This window comes from Klebsiella sp. GN_Kp190 (assembly GCF_040061795.1).
Classification (GTDB): Bacteria; Pseudomonadota; Gammaproteobacteria; order Enterobacterales; family Enterobacteriaceae; genus Klebsiella; species Klebsiella michiganensis.
In genome coordinates this window covers 174,333-187,133 of the sequence record NZ_JBEAFN010000009.1, presented here as the reverse complement: position 1 = coordinate 187,133, position 12,801 = coordinate 174,333, and the positions used below count along the sequence as shown (strand labels likewise).

Genomic DNA, 12,801 nt, shown 5'->3' with positions numbered 1-12,801 from the left:
TTAATTAAAGGGTTGTAAGTCGACGCGCGCCATCATTGCGGCCAACTGGGTACGATCGGTAATACCGACATTGCTCTGACTCACCGCCAGCGCGGCAACTGCCGTTGCCAGGCGCAGCGTATGTTCGCTGGACTCACGCATCAGCAGGCCATAAATCAGGCCGCCAACCATGGAGTCACCGGCGCCAACGGTGCTTACCACTTCAACGGAAGGCGGCTTGGCAATCCACTCTCCGGATGCGTTAACCCACAGAGCGCCTTCTTCGCCAAGGGAGATAACCACGTGGGCAATTCCCTGCTCACGCAGCGCATGAGCGGCTTCAATCACATCTTTCATTTCAGGCAGCTTGCGGCCCGCCCAGATTTCCAGCTCGCGGCGGTTAGGTTTAACCAGCCACGGCGCCGCTTTCAGACCGGCAACCAGCGCTTCGCGGCTGCTGTCAAAAATGATGCACGGGCACTGGCTGCGCAGACGGGTCATCCAGTCAGTGAACGCTTCCGGGCTGACGCCAGACGGCAGGCTACCGCTCACGCAAACCATATCGAACTGGCCCAGCCAGCTCAGGGAATCGTTAACAAAACGCTCCCAGTCGCCCGGCGTGACTTCAAAGCCGGAGAAGTTGAAATCGGTGACTTCGCCGTCTTTCTCCGTCAGCTTGACGTTGATACGGGTACGGCCCTGAACAACCTGAAAACGGTTAGCAATGCCCAGCTCGCTGAACAGCTGCTGAAAACCATCCTGATTGTCTTTACCGAGGAAACCGCCAACGGTGACGTCGATACCGAGATCTTTCAGCACTTTTGCAACGTTGATCCCCTTCCCTGCGGCGTGCAAACCGGTAGTGCGAACAAGGTTAACCTCACCGCGTTCAATTTCCGGGGTAAAACCCACCAGGTCATAGGCCGGGTTTAAAGTAATCGTTGCGACACGTCTGCTCATTTATGCGCCCTCCCCAAGGCCTGCGGCGATCGCTTCGCCAATCGCATCCAGCGCCTGCTGCGCATCTTCACCCTGCGCGGTAAAGCGCAAGCGGTGACCTTTTTTCACGCCCAGCGCCACGACTTTCATCAGGCTGCGGCCGTTGGCCGGTTTGCCCGAACCATCAAGGTTGGTGACGGTAATGTCGCTGGAGAATTGTTTAATGGTATTAACCAGCATCGTGCCGGGACGCGCGTGCAGCCCGTGCTCGTTGCGGATAACGTATTCCGCGCTGAGAACATCTTCCGCAATCGCGTCGTCGCTGGTCAGCAGCGCCAGCAGCGTGGCGCCATCAGCCTTCAGCAAACGGTCAGCTTTTTTGTCGAGCAGCAAATTGCTCAGGCGATTAAGCACGGCGGTCGGCTGGTCATCGGCCATCGCGACGGTGATCAGCAGAGAAACCGGCTGCTCATCGCTGGTAAAGGCGCTGGCCGCGCGGCTGACGGCAACGGCGCTGCGCAGGTTGCCTTCGGTGCTGTCGTTCAGCCAGATGCCCTGACCGAGGTTCAGCGGTTTATCATTAATCGTACGGCTAACAAAGGAAGCATCGACGGCGCCGGCTTCTTTCAGCCGAGCGGCATTCAGCGCCTGCAGGGTCAGCAGGTCGCTGGCGACAACGTCCAGGGTCAGCGTCTCGTTATCCAGCTTCAGCGCTTCGCTCTGCTTTTCACCCATCAACAGGGCGCGCAGCTCTTCAGCGGTCGTCGCGGACTTAAGTTGTTCAGCAACGGAGTCGTCGCTCAGCACGTGGGTCAGCTGACGCAGCAGCCCCAGGTGTTCATCCGAGCTGGCGGCAATACCGATGGCGACGTAGGCGGTTTGCCCTTCGCCCCAGGTCACGCCCTGCGGGAACTGATACACCTGAACGCCGGTTTTCAGTACCTGATCGCGGGTGTCGGTGGTACCGTGCGGAATCGCAATACCGTTGCCAAGGAAAGTGGAGGTTTGCTGCTCGCGAGCCAGCATCCCGTTGATGTAGCCGTCTGCCACGTTGCCCGCGCTGACCAGCGCGGAGGCAACCTGACGAATAGCCTCTTCTTTATTACCGGCCTGCTGACCGGGATGAATATCCTGCACAGATAACTGGAACATGGTTCTCCTCTCCTGCTGAATTGAATCGTTTCAGCTACTTTGAGAAAAAATGCGTCATCTACCTGCCGGAGAATCTCCCGATGACGCTGAAACGTTTCAAGAAGTCTGTACCTTTATTAGCCGCCAGGCAAGAAAAGTTCGTTTTCTGATAACAGAAGTTAGAGATACAGCACACTTTTGCTGAAGCGGGAGCGTCGAGGCCGGGAAAACTTCAGCTTTCTGCTGAAGTTTGATTTTGAAACGTCTTTTTGATTTATTCGTGCCCTGGTACTGTTCATTTTCTGAGTGACGGCGTAAACTCCGCGACTCCTGAAAACCGATGAACGCCGACATGCAAAACAGTAGCGCCGCCCTGCCACGACGCGGGTTTGATTTCACCTCTTCCGCCTTTCTGATCGTCGCCTTCCTGACGGGTATCGCCGGGGCACTCCAGACGCCAACGCTGAGCCTGTTTCTGACGAACGAGGTTCACGTACGACCGGCGATGGTCGGCTTCTTTTTTACCGGTAGCGCGGTGATCGGCATTCTGGTGAGCCAGTTCCTCGCCGGGCGTTCGGATCGCAAAGGCGACCGCAAGCGGCTGATCGTCTTCTGCTGCCTGATGGGCGTGCTGGCCTGCATGCTCTTCGCCTGGAACCGTAACTACTTTATTTTGCTGTTCATCGGGGTATTTCTCAGCAGCTTCGGCTCCACCGCCAACCCGCAGATGTTTGCCCTCGCCCGCGAGCATGCGGACAAAACGGGCCGCGAGGCGGTCATGTTTAGTTCGATTCTGCGCGCTCAGGTGTCGCTGGCATGGGTTATCGGACCGCCGCTGGCCTACGCGCTGGCCATGGGTTTTGGCTTTACGGTGATGTATCTCAGCGCGGCAGTTGCCTTTGTGGTCTGCGGCGCGATGGTCTGGTTTTTTCTTCCCAGCATGCGTAAAGAGCCAAAGCTCGCTACGGGCCATCTTGAAGCGCCGCGCACCAACCGCCGCGACGCGCTGCTGCTGTTTATCATCTGTACGCTGATGTGGGGAATCAACAGCCTGTACATCATTAATATGCCGCTGTTTATCATCAATGAACTGCATTTACCGGAGAAGCTGGCCGGGGTCATGATGGGCACCGCCGCCGGGCTGGAAATCCCGACCATGCTGATTGCGGGCTACTACGCCAAACGCTTCGGCAAACGTTTCCTGATGCGCATCTCAGCGGTGGCCGGCGTGCTGTTTTACGTTGGCATGCTAACCGTCCATACCCCCGGACTGCTGCTGGCCCTGCAGGCGCTGAACGCCATTTTTATCGGTATCCTGGCCGGTATCGGCATGCTCTATTTCCAGGACCTGATGCCCGGACAGGCGGGTGCGGCCACCACGCTTTATACCAATACCACGCGCGTTGGCTGGATTATCGCCGGTTCGCTGGCGGGGGTCGTTGCGGAAGTCTGGAGCTATCACGCCGTATTCTGGATTGCGCTGGTGATGGGGGTCATCACTCAGGCCTGCCTGTGGCGTATTAAAGACGTTTAAGGGTATCCCGCGCGGGCTTGCACCGTCACGAAGTGCTCAGCTCAAGATGAAGCAGCCAGGTCATGGCGTCTTCGCGATTGGTGGCGCACATTTCCGCTTCCGGCTTCAGGCTGGCGCACACTTTCGGCCTTAACGGCGAGCCAAAAATAGCGCAGAGATTATTTTGCGATAGCTGCACGCAGCGGGTGTTTGCCGGCTTGCCTTGCGGCATGCCCGGGATAGGGCTGGAGATAGAAGGAGCGATACAGCAAGCTCCGCATTCAGGGCGGCATTCCATAATCGACTCTTCCGATAACGCTTTTAGCAGCCCAGCCTAAACGTTTTACCTGAAGATAGCAAAACCGACGAATTCCACTTGCCTGAAAGGCCCGGCGCGAGTAGTTTTACGCGATATTTTCGACCCTTTAAGTGACAGGATTACTGCAATGCCAAGAGCGAATGAAATTAAAAAAGGTATGGTGCTGAATTACAACGGCAAACTGCTGATTGTTAAAAATATTGATATTCAGTCACCCAGCGCCCGCGGCGCAGCGACGCTGTACAAAATGCGTTTCTCCGATGTACGCACCGGCCTGAAAGTGGAAGAACGCTTCAAAGGCGACGACATCGTCGATACCGTCACCCTGACCCGCCGCTTCGTTGACTTCTCCTATATCGATGGCAACGAATACGTCTTTATGGATAAAGAAGATTACACCCCGTATATCTTCACCAAAGAGCAGATCGAAGAAGAGCTGCTGTTTATGCCGGAAGGCGGCATGCCGGATATGCAGGTTCTGACCTGGGACGGCCAGCTGCTGGCGCTGGAACTGCCGCAGACCGTGGATCTCGAAATCGTTGAGACGGCGCCGGGTATCAAAGGTGCATCCGCAAGCGCGCGTAACAAACCGGCGACGCTGAGCACCGGCCTTGTTGTTCAGGTGCCTGAATACCTGAGCGCGGGAGAGCGTATCCGCATCCATATCGAAGAGAGCCGCTACATGGGCCGCGCGGACTAAACTCCGCGTTTGCAATATCCAGGAGGGCAGCCAGCGGCTGTCCTTTTTATTAGCCCCTTATCCGCAATCTCCCCTCCGCCAAAAGCTGTTATACCAATAATAGCGAAGTTACCGCTAATCTCACCGGCTCTCTCCGCATACTCTGCTGCCTGACCGTTTACCGCGACAGAATTGCATGATCAAGCTCACATTAAGCGGATAAATAAGGCTCACCAATTTAATTTGTTGTCATATATCTTTACACTGGCAATGTTAATTATTGGTTAATCAGGTGTGTTAAGAATGACAACCATTGCGACAGCCACGCTGCCGGAAGGCGTACAGCTTCCTCGATACGATCGCAGTCAGCTGCGTTCGCGTATTGTGCATTTCGGTTTTGGCGCGTTTCATCGCGCGCACCAGGCCCTTCTCACCGATCGGGTGCTCAACGCCAGCGGCGGAGACTGGGGGATTTGTGAGATTAGCCTGTTCAGCGGCGATCGGCTGATGAGCCAGCTTCGCCAGCAGGACCACCTGTTTACCGTGCTGGAAAAAGGCGCCGAGGGCAATCAGCCGATTATTGTCGGCGCCGTTCATGAGTGTCTGAATGCGAAACTGGATTCGCTGGCCGCCATTATTGAGAAATTTTGCGAACCGCAGGTCGCCATTGTCTCTCTGACCATCACCGAGAAGGGCTACTGCATCGATCCGGCCAGCGGCCAGCTGGATATGACGCAGCCGCGCATTATTCACGATCTGCAAAATCCGACGCTGCCGCAATCGGTTCCCGGCATTCTGGTGGAAGCGCTGGCGCGCCGCCGACAGCGGGGGCTACCGCCGTTTACCGTCCTCTCCTGCGATAATATTCCCGATAATGGACATGTGGTAAAAAATGCCGTGCTGGGAATGGCAGAAAAACGGGACCCGGAGCTGGCGCAGTGGATCGCCGAACACGTCAGCTTTCCCGGTACCATGGTTGACCGCATCGTGCCCGCCGCCACCGATGAGTCGCTGGCAGAAATTAGCGCGACGCTAGGCGTGGAAGACCCCTGCGCAATCAGCTGCGAACCCTTTATCCAGTGGGTCATTGAAGATAACTTTGTTGCCGGTCGCCCGGACTGGGAAACCGCGGGCGTCCAGATGACCGATGACGTTTTACCGTGGGAACAAATGAAGCTACGGATGCTCAACGGTAGCCACTCGTTTCTCGCCTGGCTTGGCTATCTGGCTGGCCATGCGCACATTAGCGACTGCATGCAGGATCCGATTTTCCGCAGCGCCGCCTACCGCCTGATGCTTGACGAACAGGCGCCGACCTTATCCATTCAGGGCGTTGACCTGACCGCGTACGCTGACAGCCTGATCGAGCGCTTCAGCAACCCGGCGCTGAAGCATCGCACCTGGCAAATCGCCATGGACGGTAGCCAGAAGCTGCCGCAACGTATGCTTGAGGGTATTCGCGTCCATCTCGCTCGGGGCAGCCGCTGGCCGCTGCTGGCGCTCGGCGTGGCCGGCTGGATGCGCTACGTCAGCGGTATTGACGATGCCGGAAATGCGATTGATATTCGCGATCCGCTGGCCGATAAGATGCAGAAACGGGTTTCTGCCAGCGATGAACACCAGCGCGTGGCGGCCCTGCTTACGCTGGAAGAGATCTTCGGCCGCGACCTGCCGCAGAACCCGCAGTTTGTCGCGCATATCACCGCCGCATGGCATCAGCTCGCCGCTTTTGGCGCGCGTCAGGCGATTGCCGGCACGCTGAACGCTTAACAATTTCTGCCTTTTAGCGGACAGATCCCCCTTCTGTCCGCGGTAAGACTTCTCTTTTCCCCTTTTTTTCGTCAGGATAGCGTAACTGTTACAACATTACATTTATCCTGGAGAAAAAGTGACCAAAACCAATTTGATCACGGGGTTTCTCGGCAGCGGCAAGACGACGTCGATTCTGCATCTGCTGGCCCATAAGCCCGCGGATGAAAAATGGGCCGTGCTGGTCAACGAGTTTGGTGAAGTGGGCATTGACGGCGCGCTGCTGGCGGAAAGCGGCGCGCTGCTCAAAGAGATCCCCGGCGGCTGCATGTGCTGCGTGAACGGTCTGCCGATGCAGGTCGGGCTCAACACCCTACTGCGCCAGGGCAAACCCGATCGCCTGCTGATAGAACCCACCGGGCTTGGCCATCCTAAACAGATCCTCGATATGCTGACCGCCGCAATATACGAGCCGTGGATCGACCTGCGCGCCACCTTATGCGTGCTGGATCCGCGCCAGCTGCTGGACGAAAAAATAGTGACCAACGACAACTTTCGCGACCAGCTGGCCGCCGCTGACGTCATTATCAGTAATAAAGCCGACCGCGCAACGGAGGAAAGCCAACGCGCATTCGCCGCCTGGTGGCAGACCTATGCCGGCGATCGGCGGTTCGTCAGCGCCACGCGGGGGAATATCGACCCGGCACTGCTTGATTTGCCGCGCCGCAATCTTACGCCGCTTCCCGCCAGCCCCGAACACGCGCACGGCCACGGGCGGAAACAGGGCCTTGCGGCACTGAGCCTCCCTGCCCATCAGCGCTGGCGTCGCAGCCTCAATAGCGGCCAGGGCTATCACGCCTGCGGCTGGATTTTTGACGCCGAAACCGTTTTCGACACCGTGGCCCTGCTCGAATGGGCGCGTCTGGCGCCGGTCGGGCGCGTGAAAGGCGTGATGCGCATCGCGGAAGGAGTGGTACGCATCAACCGCCAGCAGCGCGATCTGCATATTGAGACGCAGAACGTTCCTCCCCCCGATAGCCGTATCGAGCTGATTGCCGATACCGAGACGGACTGGAACGCACTGCAGGCCTCCTTGTTGAGGATTCGTTTAAGTTAAGACGGCTATGGTTGCCGTCGTTTACCCAACACACGATAGTTATGATTAAAAATCGAATTCCCCTAATCCTGCTGCTGAACGCGGCGGGTGTTGCGCTTTTTTGTTCATGGTACCTTCCCGTTAACCATGGTTTCTGGAATCCGCTGGACTCGGCGATCTTCTATTTCTTTAACCACCTGGTTGGCGTGAGCACCGCTTACACCTGGCTGCTGGCGATTATCAACAACCGCGCATTTGATGCCTGCTCGCTACTGGCGATGGGCAGCCTGATGCTAAGCTTCTGGTTTAAAGAGCAGAGCGCCGGACGCCGCCGGGTGATTATCATCGGCCTGGCGATGCTGCTGGCCGCCGTCATCATCAATCAGCTTGCCCAGCACCTGATGCCGGTTAAGCGCGCCAGCCCTTCGCTCTCTTTTACCGATATCACCAAAGTGAGCGATGTGATCTCCTTCCCCACTAAAGATGCGTCTAAAGATAGCTTTCCAGGCGATCACGGTATGATGCTGCTGATTTTTGCGTCATTTATGTGGCGCTATTTTGGTCGCCGGGCGTTTGCCATCGCGCTGGTCATATTCGTGGTGTTCGCTTTTCCACGCGTAATGATTGGCGCTCACTGGTTTACCGATATTGCCGTCGGCTCATTAACGGCGGTACTCATTGGCGCCCCCTGGGTATTGATGACCCCGCTGAGTGATAATGTCATTGCGTTATTTGAGCGTTATCTTCCGGGTAGAAAAACTAAAATTTAAATCTATCTTTACAATTAATTAATATCATTCATAAGGGATCGTTCTGGGTCCCTTTTTTTGTCCGCGCGTTTTTTCTCATCCGGCATCATCTTCCCGTCATAGTAATCATGTTAGAAATGAGTAAATTGCGTATTTTTTACCCATTGCTGCCGCTATTTTGCCCTTTGCCGATGATTCACTTTTTGTCGCAAAAATACTTATAAGAAAATGCGTAAAACCGCTCGCCATCCCCCGGTTGATCGGGTAACCTCAATCTCGTTTTGCCTCGTCAGCGACATCAATTCAGAGAATGAATAAATTTGTGCGTCAGTCCACAGTTTTATGCTTACGGAATTGTCTCATTGCGACCAGGTAATTAGGCTCTAACACGTTTGGCATTTTTTATAACGACATTGTCGTTAAGGACAACAAGGGATAACACACAGCATGGTCAAATCTCAGCCGATTTTGAGATATATCTTGCGGGTCGCCCCCGCGATTGCAGTTGCGGTTCTGCTTTCCGCGTGTAGTTCAAATAGTACCGCCAGGAATATGCATTCTGAGACGCTTGCTGTGGGTAGTGGCGATTTATCATCACTGCAAGCCTCTCAGGATGAATTTGAAACGATGGTCCGCAACCTGGACGTTAAGTCCCGCTTGATGGATCAATATGCCAGCTGGAAGGGCGTGCGTTACCGCCTCGGCGGCAGCACCCGTAAAGGCATCGATTGTTCCGCCTTTGTGCAACGGACTTTCCGTGAACAGTTTGGCCTGGAACTGCCGCGCTCGACTTCAGAGCAGCAGGATTCCGGAAAATCGATCAGCCGCGCGCAGCTGCGCACCGGTGATTTAGTTCTGTTCCGCGCAGGTTCCACGGGCCGCCATGTAGGGATCTACATCGGCAACAATCAGTTTGTTCATGCTTCCACCAGCAGCGGTGTGACGATTTCAAGCATGGATGAGCCGTACTGGAAAAAGCGCTATAACGAAGCGCGACGCGTTCTGAGCCGTTCGTAATCGTCTTCTGCCGTTGGTTAATCCCTTGGCCAACGAAAGAAATAAAAAAAACACTGCCGAGGCGGTGTTTTTTTTTGCTCGCCAGCCAGGAAACTTCGTAAAATAAGCGATGTCTTTAAGCAGGGATAGAAAAAGCGATTTCTATCAGCCCCCTGGCGCAAATCAACAATACGGACTGACTATATAGCCTATGCCTACCCGTCATCTCGCTCCCCGGCGAAAAATCTGGCTGACCAGCATATGTGTTGGAATAGCCGTCGCCCTGCTGGCCGGTAGCATCCAGTTTATGGTGATTTATCACAACCGTGCGGAGCGTTTCGACGCCATTATTCACAACGTTCATACGTATCTGCAGGACTACTTTCACGATTTGAATCAGACGATTCAGGGCATGCAGCCGTTGGTCGATCAACCCTGTGAAAACGTTGCCTCAGGCTTAACCGCCCATGCAGCATTCAGCCCGAACGTCCGCGCCATCCTTCTGGTCAAAAATGGCCTTGCCTTTTGCTCCTCCGCCACAGGCGCTATGAACACGCCCTTAACCCAGCTCATTCCGCAGCTTAATCTTACTCAAGCGGTCGATATGGCGATTCTGCCCGGGACGCCAATGATGCCGAAAAGCGCCGCGCTGGCACTGTGGATCCGCAGCCCACACGGCGGGAAAGACGGTATTTTTGTCTCGATTAATGCCAACCTGACGCCCTATATTCTCTACTCAGCCCGACAGAATGATTTCAGCGGCCTGGCGCTGGCCATTAAGGACACCGCCATTTCCACCTTCAGCAACCAACTTATCGACCCGCAGACGCTGCTCTCGCCGCCCATTCGCCAGACGCAAATCGACGGCCTGCCGCTGAAGGTTTATCTCTACGCGAACAGCTGGCTGGCGGAGAATACCCAGTTTGCTCTGCTGCTGGGCGTCGTGTGCGGGCTGCTGGCCGGGCTTTTAAGCTACTACATCCTGACGATTAAATCGGACCCGCGCAAAGAGCTGCTGCTGGCGATCAAAAACGATCAGTTCTATGTGGTTTATCAACCGGTGGTGAGGTCAGAGACGCTGCGCATCAGCGGCGTTGAGGTACTGATGCGCTGGCGACATCCCGTGGCCGGCGAGATCCCTCCCGATGTGTTTATCAACCTTGCTGAAACCCAGCAGATCATTATTCCGCTCACCCGCCATCTGTTAAAACTGATTGCGCAGGATGCGCCTGTTCTGCAAACGCTCCTGCCCGCAGGGAGCAAGCTGGGGATAAATATCTCCCCCCTTCATCTGCACGCAGGCAGCTTTCAGCAAGACCTTCAGCATTTCGCCGCCGCCATGCCGGCCGGCCATTTTAGCGTGGTGCTGGAGATCACCGAGCGCGCGATGATCGATAAGAATCGCTCCTTAGGGAACTTCGACTGGCTGCACGAACAGGGCTTTGAAATTGCGATTGATGATTTTGGTACCGGCCACAGCGCGCTAATCTATCTGGAGCGCTATAACTTTGATTACCTGAAGATAGACCGCGGCTTCGTGCAGGCTATCGGCACTGAGACCGTCACCTCACCGGTGCTTGATGCCGTTATCACCCTGAGCCGCCGCCTGAAGCTCACCACGGTCGCTGAAGGGGTGGAAACGCAGGAACAAGCGGAATGGCTGCGCGACCACGGGGTAAACTATTTACAGGGCTACTGGTTAAGCCGGCCGCTGACGCTGGACGCGCTGATCGCCGCCCATGATGAACCGGCGAAATATTTCACAAGCCGCTAAGGGTCCTTTATTATTTGCTATCAAAGGTCAGGCCGCTTCAGGTCTGACATTGGAGGGCGACATCCTGGTTATTTTTGCACGCATCAGCCTGATCCTGCTGACCTTATTTAGCCTGCAGAGCCAGGCGCAAACGATTAAAGAGAGCGACAGGTTCGCTATTATCGGCGAACCGAAATACGCCGCGGGCTTTGACCATTACGATTATGCCAACCCCGCCGCGCCTAAAGGCGGGGCGATTACCCTCGCGGCCATCGGTACTTTTGATAATTTCAACCGCTACGCCATGCGCGGCAACCCCGGTATTCGTACCGAAAGCTTATACGACACGCTGTTCACCACCTCTGATGATGAGCCCGGCAGCTACTATCCGCTGATCGCCGAGCATACGCGCTATGCCGATGATTTTTCATGGATGGAGATCGCGCTCAATCCCCGCGCCCGCTATCACGATGGCAGCCCCGTCACCGCCAGCGATGTCGCGTTTACCTTCCGGAAGTTTATGACCGAAGGGGTGCCGCAGTTTCGCCTCTATTATAAAGGCACCACCGTAAAAGCCATCGCTCCGCTCACCGTACGCATTGATTTAGCCAAACCGGGCAAAGAGAACATGCTTAGCCTGATGACGCTACCGGTGATGCCGGAAAAATTCTGGAAAAACCATAAACTCAGCGACCCGCTATCCGCCCCACCGCTGGCCAGCGGCCCGTATCGCATCACCGCCTGGCGCATGGGCCAGTACATTACCTACTCGCGGGTTAAGGACTACTGGGCCGCCGACTTACCGGTCAACCGCGGGCGCTGGAATTTCGATACGCTGCGCTACGATTATTACCTGGACGACAACGTCGCTTTCGAAGCCTTTAAGGCCGGCGCCGTCGACCGTCGCGAAGAGAACGTTGCCAAGAACTGGGCTACCCGCTACGTCGGGCGCAATTTTACCCACGGCTATATCGTTAAAGATGAATACACCAACACCTCGGCGCAGAATACGCAGTGGCTGGCCTTTAACATTCAGCGCCCGGTATTTTCCGACCGCCGGGTACGCGAAGCCATTACCCTCGCCTTTGATTTTGAATGGATGAATAAGGCGCTGTTTTATCACTCCTACAGCCGCGCCAATAGCTTCTTTCAGAATACCGAATACGCGGCGCGCGATTATCCGGATGCCGACGAGCTGGCGCTGTTAACGCCGCTGAAAAAAGAGATCCCGGCCGAAGTTTTCACTCAGATATACCGTCCCCCGGTTTCCAGCGGCGATGGTTTCGAACGCGCAAACTTGCTTAAGGCGGATGCCATCCTTAACCAGGCGGGATGGATAGTGAAAAACCAGAGGCGGGTTAATGCGAAGAGCGGTAAACCGTTACGCTTTGAGCTGCTGCTTCCTTCCGGCAGCAGCGATCGCTGGGTCCTGCCCTTCCAGCACAACCTCCAGCGGCTCGGCATCGTCATGGATATTCGCCAGGTCGACAACTCCCAGTACAGTAACCGCAAGCGCAGCCGGGATTACGACATGATGCCCAACGTCTGGCGCGCCACGCCCTGGCCCGGCACCGACCTGCAAGTCTCCTGGGACTCCGAATATATTAACTCCAGCTATAACGCCTCAGGGGTACAAAGCCCGGCCGTCGACCGGCTCATCGCGCAGATTATTCGCTGGCAGGGTAATAAAGAAAAGCTGCTGCCGCTGGGCCGGGCTCTCGACCGCGTGCTGACCTGGAACTATTACATGCTGCCGATGTGGTATATGGCGCAGGACCGAACCGCATACTGGGACAAATTCTCCTTCCCGCAGACCCGCGCGGTCTACTCCTCCGGTTTCGAAAACTGGTGGTACGACGCAAGCAAAGCGGCCAGACTCCCCGCGGACAGACGCTAAG

The 12,801-nt window shown here is 55.8% G+C and carries 11 protein-coding genes; 8 read left to right on the top strand and 3 right to left on the bottom strand.

The window, feature by feature from the left end:
• Positions 1 to 939 (bottom strand): 1-phosphofructokinase, encoded by a 939-nt coding sequence (gene fruK, locus ABLU67_RS07045; RefSeq protein ID WP_004103928.1) that lies wholly within the window; start codon positions 937 to 939, stop codon positions 1 to 3.
• A complete protein-coding gene (fruB, locus tag ABLU67_RS07040; RefSeq protein ID WP_004852698.1) occupies positions 940 to 2,070 on the bottom strand; it encodes a fused PTS fructose transporter subunit IIA/HPr protein in 1,131 nt (376 codons plus the stop codon).
• Positions 2,071 to 2,401: 331 nt separating this feature from the next.
• Between fruB and setB the strand changes: the two genes are divergently transcribed.
• Positions 2,402 to 3,583: a sugar efflux transporter SetB gene (gene setB / locus ABLU67_RS07035; RefSeq protein ID WP_102802950.1), complete on the top strand. Its 1,182-nt coding sequence runs from the start codon at positions 2,402 to 2,404 to the stop codon at positions 3,581 to 3,583.
• Positions 3,584 to 3,608: 25 nt separating this feature from the next.
• On the opposite strand, the gene ABLU67_RS07030 is transcribed toward setB, so the two are convergent.
• Entirely contained in the window at positions 3,609 to 3,860 is a 252-nt protein-coding gene (locus ABLU67_RS07030; RefSeq protein ID WP_014230170.1) for a YkgJ family cysteine cluster protein, read from the bottom strand.
• Between the two features lie 148 nt (positions 3,861 to 4,008).
• On the opposite strand from ABLU67_RS07030, the gene yeiP reads away from it, so the two are divergent.
• The 7 genes from yeiP to ABLU67_RS06995 all read left to right on the top strand — a co-directional run bounded on the left by yeiP (position 4,009) and on the right by ABLU67_RS06995 (position 12,800).
• The gene (yeiP, locus tag ABLU67_RS07025) at positions 4,009 to 4,581 is read left to right on the top strand and encodes an elongation factor P-like protein YeiP (RefSeq protein WP_004122911.1); all 573 of its coding nucleotides are present in this window, start codon (positions 4,009 to 4,011) and stop codon (positions 4,579 to 4,581) included.
• A gap of 282 nt (positions 4,582 to 4,863) precedes the next feature.
• Positions 4,864 to 6,330, top strand: a complete 1,467-nt coding sequence (locus ABLU67_RS07020) for a fructuronate reductase (protein WP_032750635.1) — start codon at positions 4,864 to 4,866, stop codon at positions 6,328 to 6,330.
• 118 nt (positions 6,331 to 6,448) lie between these two features.
• Positions 6,449 to 7,426 carry a GTP-binding protein gene (locus ABLU67_RS07015; RefSeq protein WP_049083597.1) on the top strand — a complete coding sequence of 326 codons (978 nt, stop codon included), beginning with the start codon at positions 6,449 to 6,451 and terminating at the stop codon, positions 7,424 to 7,426.
• A 35-nt stretch (positions 7,427 to 7,461) separates the two neighbouring features.
• Positions 7,462 to 8,175, top strand: coding sequence for a phosphatase PAP2 family protein (locus ABLU67_RS07010; RefSeq protein WP_162933708.1), 714 nt, complete (start codon positions 7,462 to 7,464; stop codon positions 8,173 to 8,175).
• 426 nt (positions 8,176 to 8,601) lie between these two features.
• Positions 8,602 to 9,171: a bifunctional murein DD-endopeptidase/murein LD-carboxypeptidase gene (gene mepS / locus ABLU67_RS07005; protein ID WP_004122922.1), complete on the top strand. Its 570-nt coding sequence runs from the start codon at positions 8,602 to 8,604 to the stop codon at positions 9,169 to 9,171.
• A 190-nt stretch (positions 9,172 to 9,361) separates the two neighbouring features.
• The gene (locus tag ABLU67_RS07000; RefSeq protein ID WP_048260723.1) at positions 9,362 to 10,924 is read left to right on the top strand and encodes a cyclic di-GMP phosphodiesterase; all 1,563 of its coding nucleotides are present in this window, start codon (positions 9,362 to 9,364) and stop codon (positions 10,922 to 10,924) included.
• A 70-nt stretch (positions 10,925 to 10,994) separates the two neighbouring features.
• Positions 10,995 to 12,800 carry an extracellular solute-binding protein gene (locus ABLU67_RS06995; protein WP_128334738.1) on the top strand — a complete coding sequence of 602 codons (1,806 nt, stop codon included), beginning with the start codon at positions 10,995 to 10,997 and terminating at the stop codon, positions 12,798 to 12,800.
• Position 12,801 lies beyond the last annotated feature (1 nt).

Excerpts from the sequence above, each read along its gene's own strand:
- ABLU67_RS07030 (WP_014230170.1), bottom strand. The coding sequence starts at position 3,860 with ATGGAATGCCGCCCTGAATGCGGAGCTTGCTGTATCGCTCCTTCTATC.
- yeiP (WP_004122911.1), top strand. The coding sequence starts at position 4,009 with ATGCCAAGAGCGAATGAAATTAAAAAAGGTATGGTGCTGAATTACAAC.
- fruK (WP_004103928.1), bottom strand. The coding sequence starts at position 939 with ATGAGCAGACGTGTCGCAACGATTACTTTAAACCCGGCCTATGACCTG.
- fruB (WP_004852698.1), bottom strand. The coding sequence starts at position 2,070 with ATGTTCCAGTTATCTGTGCAGGATATTCATCCCGGTCAGCAGGCCGGT.
- mepS (WP_004122922.1), top strand. The coding sequence starts at position 8,602 with ATGGTCAAATCTCAGCCGATTTTGAGATATATCTTGCGGGTCGCCCCC.
- setB (WP_102802950.1), top strand. The coding sequence starts at position 2,402 with ATGCAAAACAGTAGCGCCGCCCTGCCACGACGCGGGTTTGATTTCACC.
- ABLU67_RS07020 (WP_032750635.1), top strand. The coding sequence starts at position 4,864 with ATGACAACCATTGCGACAGCCACGCTGCCGGAAGGCGTACAGCTTCCT.
- ABLU67_RS07000 (WP_048260723.1), top strand. The coding sequence starts at position 9,362 with ATGCCTACCCGTCATCTCGCTCCCCGGCGAAAAATCTGGCTGACCAGC.